This window comes from Buttiauxella massiliensis (assembly GCF_902500225.1).
GTDB lineage: Bacteria > Pseudomonadota > Gammaproteobacteria > Enterobacterales > Enterobacteriaceae > Buttiauxella > Buttiauxella massiliensis.
In genome coordinates this window covers 149,445-166,783 of the sequence record NZ_LR722652.1, presented here as the reverse complement: position 1 = coordinate 166,783, position 17,339 = coordinate 149,445, and the positions used below count along the sequence as shown (strand labels likewise).

Below are 17,339 nucleotides of genomic sequence, written 5' to 3'. Positions count from 1 at the left end.
AAGTGCCGTTAAAGCGGAATGAAATGCCTTTATTTCTGTATAAAATGCATCATTTGTATGATGAATTGGTTTCGGGTGCAAAAAAATAAACGAAAAAATACCGATCGGGATTCGATCGGTATTGTTCAGCGGGCTTCACAAAAGAAGACTATATGCGTCCCTTATATTTTGCCCAGGCAGCTGTGGCAAGCGGGGTTAAAACAGAAGTCACGATGATTGAGGTCGCAACCAGCGCTGTAGCCTGAGCAGCAATAGGCATAAATCCAGGCGACATTTGTGCAATAAGCATCGGGGTAGCGGCAGCAGCCCCGGCTGAGCTTGAGGCAGCTAAGCCCGCAGTCCCGTCACCACCACCGAAGTAACGGTCAGCCAACATCAATGGAATACCCGTAATGATCACAACGGCTATTCCCATCAGGATCCCCAACAATCCAGTCTGTGCAACCACATTCAGACTGATCGTATTTCCGAGAGCAAAACCAAAAAACGGGATGAGGCTTTTTGCCATTGGTGAAAATAGACTCCGGAATTCCGGGTCAATATTTCCTACTGCGTAGCCAATGATAAATGGCAGAACAGCGCCAACAAAGATGTGCGGCTGGAATGATGCTATCCCGGCAGTTCCCAGGATAATCATCGTCATCAGCGGACCTGACTCGATAGACATCAGCACGAATGCGCCGGCTTCTTCTTTGGTACCATAGCGTTGCATGATCCCCGCATACAGCCCCCCATTTGTCATATCCATTGCCGCGACCAGTGTCAGAGCGGAAATGCCAGCAAAAAAACCAGTGGTAATACCTGCGCCAGGAAGTACGTGCATCGCAATTTTTGCGACAACAAACGCGGTGAGCGTTTTTACAACAACTAATGTTCCGGATTTGCGGAAAACGGTCCCTGTTCCTTTTAGAGTTATTGACGCTCCCATGCAAAAAAACCACACAGAGAGTATCGGGACAACTCCGGTCATGATTCCTTTTGTAAACGAACCAAAATAATCGGCAAAACCCGGAAAATAGGTGTGAACCATAGCGCCAAGAATTAGAGGAACCAGCATCATTCCCCCTGGAACACGTTCAATACACTGTTTTATTTTCATGAAAACACCGTTTTAATTTATAAATTTATATTTTAAAAATAGTGTTTATAGGGTGAGTATGTCTGTGATACTAGTCACAAACACACCATTCATCATACAAATAAAACTACATATAAAAGGAACTACGATTGGTATGAAATGCTTCAAGGTTTAACGCTGACCTGCTCCCGGGTGATTATCGCCCGGATGTTATGAATGTTTTCATCAGAAACGTGAGGACATCCTCATGATGAAGCATTTTTCCGACGAACAGATCATCAGTATTCTCCAGGAAAGCAAGGCCGGTATTTCTGCCTGAAAGCTTTACCATAAGCACGCCATCTTCGATGCACGTTTTACATCTGGCGTAAGAAGTAGGCGGTATGGAAGTGACCGAAGTTAAGCGCCTGAAGTCGCTTGAAGTCACTTGAAGAAGAGAACGCCCGTCTGAAGAAGCTGCTCAACGAAGCCATGCTGGATAAGGATGAGCTTCAGGTGACTCTTAAGCGAACGTACTGACGACAGACAAGAAGTGGGACGCTGTAGTGTTGATGTGTGATGCGACCGGTCTGTCGCAACGCCGTGGCTTCAGGCTGGCAGGTTTGCCCCTGTCGACCTGCCGCTATGAGGCTCAGCGTCCGGATGCGGATGCGCATTTATCAGGGCGCATTACCATGTAGCGTTGCAGAAAGGTTCAAACCGCTCGCAACAAAAAAAAACCAACAACCCCAAAAAGTTTGCATTATGGGGTTGTTGGGGTTATAAAAATTGTATCAGGACACAACAGAGAATGGCGATGGATAGCAGAAGGTTAATTGCAGAAATCAAGGAAGATGGTTGGATACTGGTAAGAGTAAATGGAAGTCATCAGCACTTTACTCACCCGACAAAAGCGGGACTGGTAACCACATCGCACCCGAAAAAGGACTTACCCATTAAAACGGTTAAGAGCATCAGGAAACAAGCTGGGATTAAATCCCAGCTTCATCATAAGGGCTTAAATTATGTTATATCCAATTGCGATTGAAGCAGGCGATGAACAACATGCATATGGTGTGACAGTGCCTGATTTACCTGGTTGTTTCTCAGCTGGGGATACGATGGAAGAAGCGATTGCTAATGCCAAAGAAGCGATCACTGGTCATATTGAATTGCTGGTTGAAATGGGAGGGGATATTCCAGCCGTTTCATCAGTTGGTGCGCTGGCCAAAAATCCCGAATTTGCCGGTTACACCTGGGCTGTCGTTGATATTGACGTAACGCGCTTACTTGGCGGCTCAGAAAAAATTAACGTCACACTGCCTAAATCTCTAATTGACCGGATTGACCGCTGTGTCGCAACACATCCAGAGTTTAAAACCCGCTCGGGCTTTCTTGCCCAAGTCGCGTTAGAAAGGATTGCACGAACAGCTTAACTGTCAGACAAATAGCCCACTCATCGTGGGCTTTTCAACCTTTTTGCGGCTTTGTTGAATAAATCGGATTTAGACAAAAGCGCCTCTCGTCACTGGCTTCTTCAGGCAATCCGTACACTTTTTGGCATACCGGCACGCGTCATTTTGTTTAAGGCACGGATCATCGCCATAGCTTCCCAACCTGCGCATCTTAATCCCGCAGCGTAAGATGTCCACTAAACAGCTGTTATACACGGTCCATCGCCGTTTCGGCCACTGAACGCTGGTTATAAGCCGTCTCCCGGTAAGCCGTTGTCTCGCCACCGCCTGTTTCGCTGATTATCAAAGGTCTTCACCTCGTTAGGTCAGTTAATTCACGTCGCAAACACATTCAAACTGCTTCCCTTCGCCATGTAATGGGCTTTCCCCATCGCGGACTACTACGGAAGCTCCGCCAGCCAGCGTGTCATCGACCAATTGAACTCACAGCACGAAGCGGACGCGGAACTAAAGTCAGCTACCAGCATCTGCCGGTAACCTTGTCGTGTTGCGGAAAAATACTGGGTCCCCAGAACTTTATTGTTCTGATCTACGACAGCGGCAACGTGCAAATCTTTATGTGTATCCACGCCACCCACAACGGTGGCTTCGGTAACGTTATCAGCCATGACAAAACTCCTGTGAGGAAACAGAGTTGAATCTCCAGACAGATAACCCGGACAGGACAGTAATGAGACAAGCCGTCAGGCCCTTCTTGAGTCACGCGCACCGATGAGGAGATGCCTCGCATGAAGGTGCTTCCGGCAACCGACGAGTCCAGGGCAAGACACAAAAGGTCGATCGCTGTGTGAGTCAGGATGCGGGAAGGTCTTCACTGCATCAGTAATCACACCAATCGGTTTAAACGGCAAACTGAGTGATGACAAAACTGACACCGGCATTATTACTATCGCTGTGCAATATTGGATGTTTCCCTTCAGTCAGCACTTTTAAAGCATCAGTGATGCATGGCTTTCACCATTGATGGTAAGGGCCGTGTAGCGAGGTTGTAAGCAATGATTTCACCATTATAAAGATCCATGATGGGGGACAAGTAAAGCTTCTTCCCATTAACTTTAAATTCAGTTACATCTGTGACCCACTTCTCGTTGGGGCGTTCTGCATAAAACTGGCGTTTCAGGAGATTATCGCAAATTCGTCCTTGTTCTCCTTTATATGAACGGTATTTTTTGACGCGGATCAGGCTGCTAATACCCAGTTCCTTTATTAGTTTTCTGACGGTTTTGCCATTAAGTAAAACCCCCTCGTTACGACATGCCAGCCTGATGCGTCTATAACCATAGCGACCTTTGTGTTGGTGATATATTTTCAGTACAAGCGTCCTGGCAGACTGATATCGGTCCGGGGCCGCAAGACGTTTGACATGATAATAGAATGTGCTCCGCGGCAGCCCTGCAACAATTTACAACCGGGACAATGACCACTCTTGCCTTAGTTCATTAACAATGCTTACTTTTTCTTGTGTGTTGAGCATGTTTTCTGCTGAACCAAGGCCTTCAGCTTTTTTAAATAGGCATTCTCGACTCTGAGTTGTTCAAGTTCCTCTCGCTCATTTTCGGTTAATGCTGGCAGTGGTGGGGCCGGAATGACGCTTTTATCTGGCACAGATATGTTCTTTTTATTTTTTCGGATGAAAGCATCCTCACCATATTTTCTATATTTTTCAAGCCAGGTGCATACAGTTCCAAAGGCTGGTATCCCATGTTTTACCGCAGTTTCACGAACAGAAAAACAATCATCCAGGACTTCTTTCACGACCATAAGTGTGAAATCAGCAGAGTAGCGCCACTTTTTATTTGTAAGTATGTCTATTCATGCACCCGGTAGGCATAAGCCCATTTTCTTACCGGGCAGGGGCTGATGTCATACATCCTGGCTACAGATTTCAGACTCAACTCGTCTTCCAGGTATTTTTCTGCAACTTCCTGTTTGAACTTCAATGAAAATTTTGCCATGTGCCCTCAGTTTTCGCTCTGGTGTCTAACTTTTGGGGCTCACTACAAAAAATGATGGACACTATTTTTCCCGAACCGGAGGCTCCTGAACAGACGGTCTAGATGAGCCGCTTACGATTCGATATCCAAACTGACCCCTCATAAGTCGGCAGCGATTCAACGCCAGACTTAGTGATTTAAATAGGGCATCGTTAAGACAGTTTATTAACTAAATGAGTTTTGGAAAATACAGAGAACAATGCAAAGCAACTCAAAATTGGCGCGAGGAATGCTAATCATGTAATACCGCATCCGGCGGTGGCGGTGCGACTTCATAACGTGATGGTGAAACACCAAATAACTGACGGAATGCGTAGGTATAAGCGGATGTACTACCGTAACCCAGCATTAATGCAATCTCAGTCACGCTTCGCGACTGGCGTAATAAAATAATGGAATGCAGCAAGCGATGACGTTGTTTCCAGTTGCTGAACGTTATGCCGGTTTCTTTAATAAAACGTCGTGAAAAGGTACGTCGCGACATACCCACTTTCTCAGCCCATTCTTCCATTAAATGGGGTAAATCGGGTGATTCACTGATTGCCTGGCAAATTTCCAGCAGTGCCGGTGCCGTAGGCCAGGTCATGGCAAAGCCTGCGGCCGGGAGATCGTTTAGCACATCGATCAATGTGGAAACCAGCCGCCCTTCTTTGCCATCGGCATCATAAAATTCAGGGATAGTCTGCGTAGCGTGGTGGATAAAATTGCGCGCAAAATCAGAGACTGTCACTAACTTCAGTTCGGCTTTAAATCCCGTGGCTGCGTAATAGTCAGGGTCGATATCGAGGTTTTCAAGCATCACTTCACTGGCGGTTTGCACCCGATGAGGCATAAAAGCCGGTATCCACAACCCGTAACAGGCCGGAATGATGTACGAATTATTCTCCACGGAAATGTATAAGGAGCCTTCACGGGCGTAGTGAAACTGAATGAAAGGATGAGAATGTAGTTCTGATTGCACATTCTCCGCCAACATAAACGACCGGAAGAAGACGGGACGAGCGAGTTTAGCCCCTTCAGCATCACCTTCGTAGCGGAACGAGTGCAGTATCTTTTTTGCTTTAACCATCTATCCCACCTAAATTGACGCTTGGTCTATACAACTTGGCATCCCTTCATGATACACAAACCGTGTTTGCTGCGATAATAAATTCATAAACTCGGCAAATGAATAACCAAGCATGAATAAAATCGCAACATGTGCTTGCATTAATTTAATGAAAAAATAATAGCCCCATTTAAATAATGATTAACCCCATCAACACTCGTCAATATTGAAAACGAACGGGATAACTATTTTTAAAATAAAAGAACGACTTGAGTTATCTATGTTTTTTAACAATGAATTGTGGATTAATAACAAACCCGGACCCCGTTAATGAGCCGTCCTTTATATCGCATATCGCTACATCATTTGCGTTTCGCTTTCAAACTGACTTTTGCAATTGCGCTTTCTTTGGCTATTGGTTTTGGATTTCATTTGGATATGCCGCGCTGGGCGGTAGTGACTGCAATAATTATCACCACTGCTCCGGCGTTTATTGCAGGCGGCGAACCCTTCACCGGAGCGATGCGTCACCGTGGGTTATTACGTTTTGCAGGAACAATAATTGGCTGCTCATCCGCGCTGATTATTGTCTGGGTGTTTATCTGGTCGCCGCTCACGATGTTAATTATAGGCGCGGTATGGACCGGAGTTTGCTGTTATGCCGCTACCGTAATTCGCATCGAAAATTCTTACGCGCTGGGACTTGCTGGCATCACCGCACTAACCATTGTCAGCGCCATTTATCTGCACCCGGAAATGGGGGTAATTCTGGCATGGTTCCGCGTCTCAGAAGTCTTTATGGGTTTGATCGCGGCAGTTATTGCCGATATGGTTTTTGCCCCGCGCTCAGTGCGTAAAAATATCGAAAATGAACTGCATGAATTGCTGGTCGATCATTACCGACTGATGCAGATATGCGTGACCGGCACTGACCGAAAAGAAATGGAAAAACTCTGGCATTCGCTGATTCAGCGAACCAAAACACTGGACGGGATGCGCCGCACGCTGGTGCTGGAGTCAGCGACAGCCGGGAAAACGAATCGCCGTTTAAAAGCGTTACACACGCTGTCGTTAACACTCATTACTCAGGCATGTGAAACCTCGCTGATTCAGGGGACCCGCAGTGGTTATTTTTCTCCCCTGCTTAACGAGATGTTCGCTCAGCACTTGAACAATGCCGACGAGGTGAAAATACAACTTAAGCGGTTGCGTCATAACGTCGGGGCGTTAGGCGCTAAATCAACGCCCGTCACGCTACGCAGTTGGGTCGGTGCCGCAAGTCGTTTCCATCTATTGATGCAGGGTGTTGTCGCCAATAAGCACATTTCGGCGATTGAAGAAGAAATTCTGCACGCAGAAACCGAAGTGAAACCGGTATCACCGGAATTTCATCGCGCGAAAATTAACTTCTGGCGCACTTCTATTTCCTGTGTGGCCTTCGCCCTGTTGTGGGTATGGGCCGGCTGCCCAGGCGGCAATGGCGGGCTGGTGATGGTCGGTGTGGTGACTTCTTTTGCGATGCGCGCACCTGATCCTTTGGCGGTCGCCAAAGATTTTATCGTGGCTTCGCTTATTGCGTTGGCGGTCGGAGCCGTGTATTTCGCCATCGTGCTGCCGATGCCCCAGCAGAACCCGCTGGTGCTGATTGGCGTGCTGTGTGTTGTCGGTTTTTTCTTTGCCATCGAGGTACAAAAACAGCGGCTTGGCATGATGACCGCGCTGCCGTTAACCGCCAATGTGCTGATTCTCGATAGCGACGCACCGTTTCATTATTCGATGTTCGTTCATGGCGCCTTGTCTCAAATTGTCGGTTGCTTGATTGCCACCGCGATGATTGTGCTTATCAAAGACGTCACCCGACAGCACACCGGACGCGTGATCCTGACCCAGTTAATAAGCGCAGTCATCGGCACGTTAACCAGCCGCGCAGCGCGCCGTGAAGAGAATCATCTTCCGGCTTTGTATCAACAGCTTTTCACGCTGCTGAACCTTTTTCCGAATGATATCGACCGTTATCGCCTGGCGCTGGATTTGATTGTCACGCATGAGAGGTTACGGGAGTGTGAATTACCCCAGGACGAAGATTTATCTCTGATTCATGAGCGCCTGCGTGAAACCGCGCAGCTCATATTGAAGGCGGAAGATGAACCGGCGCGGCGCCTGCATATCGAGCGCCTGAAAAAGGATATTTGTATTTATCGCGACAAACTTTATGTCCATGGCGTCGCCACTGAAATTGTGGAAAACGTGGAACGCCTGGCCACCCTTTTAACGAAATATAAACAAGTTCTGATAGTCGAGTAGAAAACTGACTTAGGCTTTTACTGAGGATGAGATATGAGTGTTGAAGTTGAAAGTGCACCTGTCGTACGCAAAGACAACTGGTATCGGATTGCGGAAGAACTTGTGAACCAGGCTGATGTCCGTTTTAACGGCAGCCGGAGCTGGGATATTCAGGTCCACAATCCTGACTTTTATAAACGCGTTTTGCAGGAAGGTTCTATTGGCCTGGGTGAATCCTACATGGAAGGTTGGTGGGACTGCGCTGCACTGGATGTTTTATTCGAGAAAATCCTTCGTGCAAAACTCGATGAGAAAGCACCAAAAAACTTCAAGGATTTAGCTCGCATCGCCGGGATGCGTTTGTTTAATTTACAGACGCGTAAACGCGCCTGGATTGTCGGCAAAGAGCATTACGATATCGGCAATGATCTCTTCGCCAAAATGCTCGATCCGTATATGCAGTATTCCTGCGGCTACTGGAAAACAGCCACTAACTTACGCCAGGCTCAAGAAGCCAAATTGAAAATGTTATGCGAAAAATTGCAGCTTCAACCCGGCATGAAACTGCTGGATATTGGCTGCGGTTGGGGTGGTCTGGCGGAGTACGCTGCCGAACATTATAACGTCCATGTTACCGGCGTAACCATCTCGGCAGAACAACAGAAAATGGCGCAGGACCGTTGTACCTGGCTGGATGTCTCCATCAAGCTGATGGATTATCGCGACCTCGAAAGCCATTTTGACCGCATCGTTTCCGTCGGCATGTTCGAGCATGTTGGGCCAAAAAATTACGACACCTATTTTGAAGTGGTGAACCGTTGCCTTAAACCGGGCGGAATGTTCCTGCTGCATACTATCGGGGCAAATAAATCAGATACCAACGTCGATCCCTGGATTAACAAATATATTTTCCCTAACGGATGTCTGCCTTCGGTAAAACAAATCGCCAGCGCATCTGAGCCATATTTTGTCGTCGAAGACTGGCACAATATCGGCGCAGATTACGACCTGACATTAATGGCATGGCACCAGCGTTTTAATAGTTTCTGGCCAGAGATCCAGGATAATTATTCTGAGTCATTTAAACGTATGTTCAATTATTACCTCACGTCTTGCGCGGGGGCTTTCCGTGCGCGTGATATTCAGCTCTGGCAAGTCTTATTTAGCCGTGGTGTCGAAGGCGGTATGTACGTTTATCGCTAAGATTTTCATTATCCCGACTGAATCACTACGTTATTAATTTAAGGATTTTCGTATGTCACAACAATTATTCACTTCAGAATCTGTTTCTGAAGGACATCCCGACAAAATAGCCGACCAAATTTCTGATGCCATTCTCGATGCTATTATTGAACAAGACCCCAAAGCACGCGTGGCCTGTGAAACACTGGTAAAAACAGGCATGGTTTTGGTTGGTGGGGAAATTACCACCGACACGTGGGTGGATATAGAAGAAATTGTGCGCCGCACGATTCACGACATCGGCTATAACAGCTCAGAAATGGGTTTTGATGCCAACACGTGTGCGGTTTTAAGTGCGATTGGCAAACAGTCTCCTGATATTAATCGTGGCGTGGATCGTGAAAATGAAGCGAATCAGGGTGCTGGCGATCAAGGGCTTATGTTTGGATATGCTTCCAACGAAACCGATGCGTTAATGCCTGCACCTATCACCTTTGCTCACCGTTTAATGGCGCGTCAGGCACAAGTGCGCAAAAACGGTTTATTGCCATGGTTACGCCCTGACGCGAAAAGCCAGGTCACCTTTGCTTATGAGAACGGTAAAATAATTGGTATTGATACCGTGGTGATTTCCACGCAACACAGTGAAGCCGTCACTCAGCAAATTCTACGTGAAGGCGTGATGGAAGAGATCATTAAGCCTGTTTTACCGCCAGAGTGGTTGACGCGTAATACTAAATATTTTATCAATCCAACCGGTCGATTTGTCATTGGTGGGCCAATGGGTGACTGCGGGCTGACGGGCCGCAAAATTATTGTAGATACTTACGGCGGTATGGCGCGCCACGGGGGCGGTGCATTTTCCGGTAAAGATCCGTCTAAAGTCGATCGTTCAGCCGCATATGTTGCCCGCTATGTCGCTAAGAATATTGTCGCCGCCGGGTTAGCAGAGCGCTGTGAGATTCAGATTTCTTACGCCATTGGTGTTGCGGAACCCACCTCAATAATGGTGGAAACCTTCGGTACTGGAAAACTTGAGAATGAAACTTTAATCTCACTTATTCGCCAATTTTTTGACCTTCGTCCACATGGATTAATTATCTCACTTAATTTGTTGCAACCCATTTATCAGCAAACTGCGGCCTATGGTCATTTTGGACGCGATATATTTAGCTGGGAACAGACAGATAAAGCTGATCTTCTACGTTGTTTTCTTTAAAATTAATCCTACCAAGTAGGACTAGTGAAGCATATTAAAAACAGACAATAGAAACTCATTTCACAGGTGAAATATTTATTTCAATTAAATGATATTTTAATATTTTTTTGTTTGTGTGTTCTTATTAATTGCAAAACCCACATAGTAAACGCTACGTGGATTTTTAATACTTTTAATTAATAATAATGTGTAAATAGACCCCTTTTAGTTCCATACAATTTTTGAGACCCCGGGCAGGGTGACACTCACTCCGTTATTCCGCTCAAGATCCTACAGAGCCTGACGGGACACCGGAGTACCAGCTCAACGGAAGTTGTTTGCGCTTGATGTGGCGACACGACACAGGGTGCAGTTTCAGATGCCAGCAGCCGATGCGGTGGCGATGCTGAAAAACAGCAGCAGCCAGAAGATTATGTAGCTTTAGTGGGCAGGGGAGTGTTGTACAGAGCGAACAGCTAAATCAGAATGGGCTAAAATTCCTGCGCAATATTGCAAAAACAGAAGAGATATCAGAATGAAAAAAATTGACTGGTTAATGAAATTACGGCGATGCACATGTTTAGAGACCTTAGAAAAAATAATAGAAAAAAACAGGTATGAGCTTTCTGATACGGAGCTGGAAATTTTTAACTCTGCTGCTGATCATCGGTTGGCTGAAATAACAATGAATAAACTCTATGATAAAATACCTGCATCGGTTTGGCAGCATGTAAAATAAATATCACCATAGGCATGCAAATGAATATACAACTGTTAAAGCAAAAGACCGTTTCAGCTGCTTTTATTTCTGGAATTACTGCGTAAATCCATCTAGTTGATTCAACAAAAAACACATTTCAGGTAGCGCAATACTTCTGGGCAAACTATGTCAGACCTTGCGCTCACCTGTATAAAGATGAATTTAGTGACAAAAAGTGAAATTATAAATAAACTGACTGTTTGATTTCATGAAGAGGACTTGTTTTTTTCCAAGCTTATAACGCATTAAGTTGACAATAAAAAAAGCACAATCTCATTTAGATCCACAAAAAAATTTACAGAAAATTTAAGCTTCCTACACTTTTAGTCGCCTTTAGCACAGTGCTTACAATAGAAGTCAAGACATATCTTTATTAGTAATAGTTTTCATGGAGCATTGTAGTCAAGTGAAAAACACCATATCACACAAACACATTCTATTATTTACTGTAAGCACATTCATTCCATTTTTTATAATGTTTTTTTACACCTTTACATCAATGGAATCAAGAAATAAAGAAGATTTGATTCAAACCATGACTCGATTTAATGAGAACAGTTCGAAAAGTGCTATAGAAAGACCTATCCAAGAAATGAGGTTATTATTCCAATCTATTTTAGGTCAGTTGAGTAGACAAGATATAAGTAACTATATATCGCCATTGCATTCAGAACTAAACTCAATCATTCCATCTATCGTAAACTCAACAACCTTTTTTGAAACAGTTATATTATCTGATAAAAATGGAAACTATTTAGTTTACCCTGAAACCAAAGCCAGGAAATTTAGCGTAAAACAAAGACCTTGGTATCCATCCTCATCAAGAAAAGATGAGGTGCGTTTCTCAAGTCCATATAAATCACTATCAGACAATAATCATTATAATGGCATGGCAATCACGGCCAGCATGAATATTTTTAACGAAAAGTCAGAATTTGTAGGTAATATTGCATTTGACCTAGACCTCAACAGTTTGAGTCAATTATTAAAAGGTAGTCACCCCCCTTACAATAGCCGATTTAAGGTTGTTTCCTATGATGGAAGCTTAATTATGTATTCTAATACTAAAGAGTTATTTAAAAGACCAATTCCCCAAGAATGGATAGATATGGCAAAAGAGTCTGAAGGTCATTTTTTTGACTCAGTAACACGAGCATTTGTTTTTTATAGAGTTTATGATAATCCTGAATGGATTGCATTTAGTATAGTCAGTGAGTCTGACTATGAAGCACACTCTGCTTCGGAAAAATATTCGTTTATATTAGTTTCAGCAGCATGTGTAATACTGTATCTGATCATTATGTTTATATCCAAACTGTATTTTAGACAGATTATCACTGCGCTTTATTTGAACCTTAATGGTATATCCCTTGACAATGATAGTATTAAAAAAGTTACTGAGACCTTAGCGGACAACAGCAAAAAACTCGAGCTTGCCATACATGAAGCCGAGACAGATGGCCTTACTAATTTATTTTCAAGAAAAAAACTTAACTCTGACATGCACAATATTCTACTATCCAAACATCCTTTTTATTTAGCAATTATTGATGTTGATAATTTTAAAAGTGTTAATGACTCGTTTGGCCATCATACAGGTGATATTGTATTAAAATACATTAGCAATATAGGGAGTGAGATCCTTAGTCAGGTATATAGATTTGGCGGAGAAGAGCTCGTCGCAATATTTGAGGGGAGTAATTATGATGCGTTCTATACATTACTTGATCTTTGGAGAAAAAGCGTAGAAGAAAAGCAATGGCGAGAAAATGGATTGAATGTAACATTTAGCTGTGGTGTTTCCTCATGGAATGAAGGCTCCAACCCAGATGAGATATTAGAAAAAGCAGACTCTCGACTGTACCAAGCTAAAAACTCGGGTAAGAATTGCATTGTGGGTCCGGAATAAAAGTAGCAAAACTGAATACATGCCTGTATGCACAACAGGCATGTATTGAATGAACCGCACCGGTTTACGGTGTGCGTAAGGTCTGGCGACAGCTAAAACGTGAAGGTGTTGATGCTGCCCGATGCACCATTGAACGTCTGATGAAAGCCCTGCAGATACGTGGGGTAACACGCGGTAAAAGAGTCAGAACCACCTGCAGCAGCAAAGCCGAAACACCGCAGGATCGGGTGAACCGTCAGTTCGTGGATGAGCGCCCCGATCTGCTTTGGGTGGCGGATTTTATCTATGGTGTGCCCGGAGTCCAGGGCGAGCATGGACGCTCAAATGAACCACGAGTCTGTCTGGAATATTGAACCGGTAACTCACGATGAGAAACCCAACAATCCCACCGGGTGTGACGGTGGAGAACCTGAGCGGCAGTGACCTGCGGCATGCCCGCAGGGTGATGTAACCCGCTGACAACGGGGATTGAGGCAAGATCACTAAGCCGAGATGATCCTCAAGGTTAAGTACTGAAAGGCTGAAGAACATGAACCCGTTAATCCGCCTCTGTGGGTTGAAAACGTCACCACGGCCTACGTGATCTGACAGGTCGTGCAGGAGGAACTGGCAGTGATACGAAAGCACTGCCGGTCGAAGGTGTTTTGACATGTATGCGAAACTCCGGGGCAGCAGCGTCTATCACGCTCGCGTTGCTGACTTCTGCCAACTTGCGGCAAGCAAGGATAAAGAGTGCGACGGGCAGCCTCCTCAGTATGCCTGAGTCCAGGCAGGTAAACCGGGGAAGGTCAGCGACGGATTGTGAGTTCAATTGGTCGATGCAACGCTATCCTTAAACAAGGAGGGCGTTACCATGAAACAAAGATCCCGTATTTACTACACGCCAGAACAGAAAGCGATTATCTGGGACAGGTATAAGCAAGGTGATTCTTTGCATGAAATCGCCAGAATGTTCGACAGATATCACTCTTCTATTATGCCCACGATTTACCAAACGGGTGGGTACCGTCCTCCAACTCGAAAACGGCACCGGTTATCTCTTTCGCTTGATGAAAGAGAGGAGATATCCAGAGGGCTGGTAGCAAAACGCAGTATCAGGGAAATAGCTGATAAATTATCAAGAGCCCCTTCGACTATTAGCCGCGAGATACAGAGGCACGGAGGTGCAAATCAATATCGTGCAGCAAAAGCTGATAAGGAAGCGTGGAACAGTACCCTCAGGCCTAAACCTTGTAAGCTAATTGAATGCCCCGCATTGTGTAAAATCATTGCGGAAAAAATGCATCAGGGCTGGGCACCAGAACAAATCGCCGGTTGGTTGAAACGCTGTTATCCCGATAATCAGGGTAAGCGTCGTTCCAGCACCGTCTGGCAGAACCTGACATTTCTGACAACATAGTGGACACCATATATGGTGGACGCTATCCATGAATTCATTAACTTCTGTTCGTAAAAAACACCCCAACTATCCCGTTGAGTTCAAAATAAAAATGGTCGAACTCTCATACAAACCCGGTGTATCAGTCGCACAACTCGCTCGTGAGCAGGGAATTAACGACAATCTGTTGTTCAAATGGCGTCAATACTGGCGTGAGGGAAAGCTTCGCGCGCCTCAACAATCTGATACCAACATGCCAGTGCTGATCCCTGTAACACTCAATGCTGATACTGTTCCCGTTGTTCAGCCTCCATCGGAAGCGCATGAACCTGAAACCCTCAGCGTCACCTGTGAAATAACCTTCCGGCACGGGACGCTCCGGCTAAACGGAGCTGTCAGCGAAAGCCTGCTGACAATGTTGATACGGGAGCTTAAACAGTGATCCCGCTGGAGCTGGTAGCCGGGCTGTGTTTCGAAGCGGACGGTTTTCTTACCCGGACGCATTTTACGTTTGGGCTGGATGTAATACCGCAGCATGGAACGTCCACCGGTATAACCCATTGCTTTGATTTCATGGAGGATGACTTCGGCATTCCAGACATTCTCAGCCAGCCGCATATCGATGTAGTCCATGAACGGGCGTAGTTTAGCCATCTTAAAGCGTGTTTTTCTGACCGGAGGCTCAGGATATTTGAGGTACCGCCTGACGGTTCTTTCGGAGCAGCCAATTTGCTCAGCAATATCGACAATGTAAACGCCCTGAAGGCGCATTTGCTTTATCATGAAAAAGTCCTCTCTGCTCAGCATGCTGGTTTCCTTTTCTGGTGTGGTAACCATCAGGAAACTACATGTCGGGTGGAGCGGACAATCTAAATGGCGTTTTATGGTTTTATATCACTGGCGCTGACACTATTTGCATCTTTAGGTAAATGCGTTGGATTTTTATTTAATTTCATTCAGTATGTCGACGTGTAATTAATTAAGTGGGTCTTCATCGGGCAGGATAAATGTTTACACATATTACATTTTTCAGTGTTTTGATAGATGTATATATATTCAATTACATCTGTGGGTTTAACAACGCCACAATATAAAACTGTTTTTGAAGTATTCTCTTTCCAAAAAGTCATAAACGGTTGGAAGTTTTCCTCGAAAAAACATCTCAGTATTTTTGATAAGATGTAATTTTTAAATAAATACGATTCATTGTAAGGCTTCCTAATTGTTGTTTTGTTAAAGGTATCACTTATCAATGCCATTTTGGGAAGGTCATTAGGATGTGTGCGTATGAAATTTTCAATTTCTGCTCTTAAACAGGCTGAAACAAAAATGAACTCACTATGATCATATGGCAATGTCCTCTCTACAAGTGTGCCTGTATCCGTTAATGATGGCTGTCGCTCTTTTAAAGGTCTATAGTTGAGCAGTATACTATAGCAACCCACAGGATGCTCCCCACTAATGATTGTTTTTAATATTTCATGGTTTTGTAGAGAACCATGTTTTTTGTAGTGAGTTAAAGGGATGTCATGAATAAAACAATATTCAGCAAACCTATAGTGCCATGATGATTTAAAATAACCGAATCCATTTGTATTAATAGATTCTCTGATGCAGTCGATGCAGTACTTTAGTTGGTGGTTATGTCCATGACCTCTGCGAGAATCTTGTCTTCTAAGGAGGTATTTTATTTCTGACATGTACTCTATCGGATTGTCGAATATTGCAACTTTTTTTCTGGCTTGCCAGGAGTTTCTCATTAAAGTAAGGAAGTTATTATCACTATATTGAGTAAAGTATTTCATTATCTTTACATTTAATCGCAGTTTTTCTTTCCACTGCACATGCAGGTCAGTAACGTCTGCGAAATTTTCATCACCGTTAACTAAGCAAACTCTAAAGATGAAACTGTGCAAGGTTTCGTCTGGTAGGTAACGTAATCTGGTTAACATACTAAGACCTTTTATGGAAGATATAGTATATATTATAACAAAAAGAGAAACGAATAAGAACAGAAGTTGAAGGTAAGTCCTTACTACAAAGAAATTGCAGTTTAAATATTTTTAATGAAATTTTACTGTCTAAAAAAATCTGACGTAAGTGTTGGTTGATTTATTCTGGCCGAAGTGGTTCTGTGATTGGCTTTATCGAGTGCGAACTTCTAATCCTATTTGATGCTGAGCTGATTGAGACAATATAATAAAATAAGATATTTGGAAGGAGATTGTGTAGATGTCCTGTAAAACAAGGTCTTCCAGTAATCATTGTGGTTTTCCTGAGTCGGGAATAAGTTTATTTCTTTGTGGTCCAGTTTTTTTGTAATTTTATATAGCTCTATGAGTATAGATTGGTCATTTATTATATGAGTGTGCTGCTCTAAGGTTTTAACAAGAGATGAGCTTCGACGGTTTTTAAAATCAGGTAGTGATTTACATATGTCATCAAATAAATGCGAAGTAAAGCGTGCAAACTTAAAGTCGTTTTCGGTACTTAATGATACCTGTCCTTTTTTGTATTGAGATAAATGATGTCTGATATCTGATAGTCTGGGGCGTGTTAAATGATTTAGTCTGACCTGATGATGATTGCAGGATGTGATACCAAATATTTGATGCTGCCGGTGCCAGTATGCAACGCCAAATTTCTTAACGTCATGATATGTGCAAACAGGGCAGTGCTTTAATATTGCAGGATGATGTTCAGCAAAGTTTAATAAGCTACAGATAGTTTGTAATTTAAAGGCCGAAATATCCAGGTCTTGAAGTTCAGGGTTAAATTCTTGTAACGCCCATGCATAAAGTGGAATAAGCGTTTGCCATGACAATAATTCATAGGCCGATTCTGATGTACTCTCAGATAAAATATTCAGTGATGTATTTAAGTAAGGATGAACAGAATGTGCTGTATTTTTAAAAAAAACGCAAAAAAACTGCTCCGCTGACATGCCATAAACTTCTCGAGTTCTCACGCAGCGGCTGTATAGTGTTTCATCAGGAAAGGGGGGCAGAAGCAACATAGGATACCACAGTTGCAAGTTGAGTATAGAATGATTATA

14 protein-coding genes and 8 pseudogenes are annotated in these 17,339 nt (G+C 44.0%); 12 read left to right on the top strand and 10 right to left on the bottom strand.

Going from position 1 to position 17,339, the window contains the following annotated elements:
- Positions 1-148: 148 nt before the first annotated feature.
- A complete protein-coding gene (gene kdgT, locus GC128_RS09405) occupies positions 149-1,099 on the bottom strand; it encodes a 2-keto-3-deoxygluconate transporter (protein ID WP_151994075.1) in 951 nt (316 codons plus the stop codon).
- Positions 1,100-1,325: 226 nt separating this feature from the next.
- Here kdgT and GC128_RS09400 point away from each other — a divergent pair.
- The 3 genes and pseudogenes from GC128_RS09400 to GC128_RS09390 form a co-directional block, all read left to right on the top strand.
- Positions 1,326-1,752 (top strand): annotated as a pseudogene (locus GC128_RS09400) (transposase); the annotation flags it as partial.
- 122 nt (positions 1,753-1,874) lie between these two features.
- Positions 1,875-2,105: a type II toxin-antitoxin system HicA family toxin gene (locus tag GC128_RS09395; protein WP_151994254.1), complete on the top strand. Its 231-nt coding sequence runs from the start codon at positions 1,875-1,877 to the stop codon at positions 2,103-2,105.
- Positions 2,083-2,493 carry a type II toxin-antitoxin system HicB family antitoxin gene (locus GC128_RS09390; RefSeq protein WP_151994074.1) on the top strand — a complete coding sequence of 137 codons (411 nt, stop codon included), beginning with the start codon at positions 2,083-2,085 and terminating at the stop codon, positions 2,491-2,493. The genes GC128_RS09395 and GC128_RS09390 overlap by 23 nt, the downstream gene beginning before the upstream one ends.
- A gap of 101 nt (positions 2,494-2,594) precedes the next feature.
- Here the strand turns inward: GC128_RS09390 and GC128_RS23095 are convergent.
- The 6 genes and pseudogenes from GC128_RS23095 to GC128_RS09365 form a co-directional block, all read right to left on the bottom strand.
- Positions 2,595-2,764 (bottom strand): annotated as a pseudogene (locus tag GC128_RS23095) (IS5/IS1182 family transposase); the annotation flags it as partial.
- Between the two features lie 229 nt (positions 2,765-2,993).
- Positions 2,994-3,140: pseudogene (locus tag GC128_RS09380) on the bottom strand (IS110 family transposase); the annotation flags it as partial.
- A 280-nt stretch (positions 3,141-3,420) separates the two neighbouring features.
- Positions 3,421-3,727, bottom strand: a pseudogene (locus GC128_RS23290) (DDE-type integrase/transposase/recombinase); the annotation flags it as partial.
- Positions 3,728-3,981: 254 nt separating this feature from the next.
- Positions 3,982-4,293: a helix-turn-helix domain-containing protein gene (locus tag GC128_RS09370; RefSeq protein ID WP_233782215.1), complete on the bottom strand. Its 312-nt coding sequence runs from the start codon at positions 4,291-4,293 to the stop codon at positions 3,982-3,984.
- Between the two features lie 47 nt (positions 4,294-4,340).
- Complete coding sequence (locus tag GC128_RS23090) at positions 4,341-4,487, bottom strand: transposase (RefSeq protein ID WP_226812043.1); 147 nt, start codon at positions 4,485-4,487, stop codon at positions 4,341-4,343.
- A gap of 271 nt (positions 4,488-4,758) precedes the next feature.
- Entirely contained in the window at positions 4,759-5,595 is an 837-nt protein-coding gene (locus GC128_RS09365; RefSeq protein WP_151994073.1) for an AraC family transcriptional regulator, read from the bottom strand.
- A 309-nt stretch (positions 5,596-5,904) separates the two neighbouring features.
- On the opposite strand from GC128_RS09365, the gene GC128_RS09360 reads away from it, so the two are divergent.
- From GC128_RS09360 to tnpA, 9 genes and pseudogenes are all read left to right on the top strand, one after another.
- A complete protein-coding gene (locus tag GC128_RS09360; protein ID WP_151994072.1) occupies positions 5,905-7,878 on the top strand; it encodes an FUSC family protein in 1,974 nt (657 codons plus the stop codon).
- A 33-nt stretch (positions 7,879-7,911) separates the two neighbouring features.
- Positions 7,912-9,060 (top strand): cyclopropane fatty acyl phospholipid synthase, encoded by a 1,149-nt coding sequence (cfa, locus tag GC128_RS09355; protein WP_151994071.1) that lies wholly within the window; start codon positions 7,912-7,914, stop codon positions 9,058-9,060.
- A 52-nt stretch (positions 9,061-9,112) separates the two neighbouring features.
- Positions 9,113-10,258, top strand: a complete 1,146-nt coding sequence (gene metK, locus GC128_RS09350) for a methionine adenosyltransferase (RefSeq protein WP_151994070.1) — start codon at positions 9,113-9,115, stop codon at positions 10,256-10,258.
- Positions 10,259-10,513: 255 nt separating this feature from the next.
- Positions 10,514-10,676 (top strand): annotated as a pseudogene (locus GC128_RS09345) (phage integrase family protein); the annotation flags it as partial.
- A 96-nt stretch (positions 10,677-10,772) separates the two neighbouring features.
- Entirely contained in the window at positions 10,773-10,976 is a 204-nt protein-coding gene (hha, locus tag GC128_RS09340) for a hemolysin expression modulator Hha (RefSeq protein WP_151994069.1), read from the top strand.
- A 427-nt stretch (positions 10,977-11,403) separates the two neighbouring features.
- The gene (locus GC128_RS09335; protein WP_193216240.1) at positions 11,404-12,906 is read left to right on the top strand and encodes a sensor domain-containing diguanylate cyclase; all 1,503 of its coding nucleotides are present in this window, start codon (positions 11,404-11,406) and stop codon (positions 12,904-12,906) included.
- Between the two features lie 62 nt (positions 12,907-12,968).
- A pseudogene (locus GC128_RS09330) lies at positions 12,969-13,193 on the top strand (IS3 family transposase); the annotation flags it as partial.
- Between the two features lie 566 nt (positions 13,194-13,759).
- Positions 13,760-14,299: pseudogene (locus GC128_RS09320) on the top strand (transposase); the annotation flags it as partial.
- Between the two features lie 34 nt (positions 14,300-14,333).
- Positions 14,334-14,726 carry an IS66-like element accessory protein TnpA gene (gene tnpA, locus GC128_RS23285; protein WP_151994066.1) on the top strand — a complete coding sequence of 131 codons (393 nt, stop codon included), beginning with the start codon at positions 14,334-14,336 and terminating at the stop codon, positions 14,724-14,726.
- Here the strand turns inward: tnpA and GC128_RS09310 are convergent.
- From GC128_RS09310 to GC128_RS09300, 3 genes and pseudogenes are all read right to left on the bottom strand, one after another.
- A pseudogene (locus GC128_RS09310) lies at positions 14,726-15,091 on the bottom strand (IS21 family transposase); the annotation flags it as partial. The gene tnpA and the pseudogene GC128_RS09310 overlap by 1 nt on opposite strands.
- A 149-nt stretch (positions 15,092-15,240) precedes the next feature.
- The gene (locus tag GC128_RS09305; protein ID WP_151994065.1) at positions 15,241-16,236 is read right to left on the bottom strand and encodes a TniQ family protein; all 996 of its coding nucleotides are present in this window, start codon (positions 16,234-16,236) and stop codon (positions 15,241-15,243) included.
- Positions 16,237-16,451: 215 nt separating this feature from the next.
- Positions 16,452-17,300 (bottom strand): TniQ family protein, encoded by an 849-nt coding sequence (locus tag GC128_RS09300; protein WP_151994064.1) that lies wholly within the window; start codon positions 17,298-17,300, stop codon positions 16,452-16,454.
- Positions 17,301-17,339 lie beyond the last annotated feature (39 nt).

Coding starts and splice junctions, on each gene's coding strand:
- kdgT (WP_151994075.1), bottom strand. CDS start 1,099: ATGAAAATAAAACAGTGTATTGAACGTGTTCCAGGGGGAATGATGCTG.
- GC128_RS09395 (WP_151994254.1), top strand. CDS start 1,875: ATGGATAGCAGAAGGTTAATTGCAGAAATCAAGGAAGATGGTTGGATA.
- GC128_RS09390 (WP_151994074.1), top strand. CDS start 2,083: ATGTTATATCCAATTGCGATTGAAGCAGGCGATGAACAACATGCATAT.
- GC128_RS09370 (WP_233782215.1), bottom strand. CDS start 4,293: ATGGTCGTGAAAGAAGTCCTGGATGATTGTTTTTCTGTTCGTGAAACT.
- GC128_RS23090 (WP_226812043.1), bottom strand. CDS start 4,487: ATGGCAAAATTTTCATTGAAGTTCAAACAGGAAGTTGCAGAAAAATAC.
- GC128_RS09365 (WP_151994073.1), bottom strand. CDS start 5,595: ATGGTTAAAGCAAAAAAGATACTGCACTCGTTCCGCTACGAAGGTGAT.
- GC128_RS09360 (WP_151994072.1), top strand. CDS start 5,905: ATGAGCCGTCCTTTATATCGCATATCGCTACATCATTTGCGTTTCGCT.
- cfa (WP_151994071.1), top strand. CDS start 7,912: ATGAGTGTTGAAGTTGAAAGTGCACCTGTCGTACGCAAAGACAACTGG.
- metK (WP_151994070.1), top strand. CDS start 9,113: ATGTCACAACAATTATTCACTTCAGAATCTGTTTCTGAAGGACATCCC.
- hha (WP_151994069.1), top strand. CDS start 10,773: ATGAAAAAAATTGACTGGTTAATGAAATTACGGCGATGCACATGTTTA.
- tnpA (WP_151994066.1), top strand. CDS start 14,334: ATGAATTCATTAACTTCTGTTCGTAAAAAACACCCCAACTATCCCGTT.
- GC128_RS09305 (WP_151994065.1), bottom strand. CDS start 16,236: ATGTTAACCAGATTACGTTACCTACCAGACGAAACCTTGCACAGTTTC.
- GC128_RS09300 (WP_151994064.1), bottom strand. CDS start 17,300: ATGTTGCTTCTGCCCCCCTTTCCTGATGAAACACTATACAGCCGCTGC.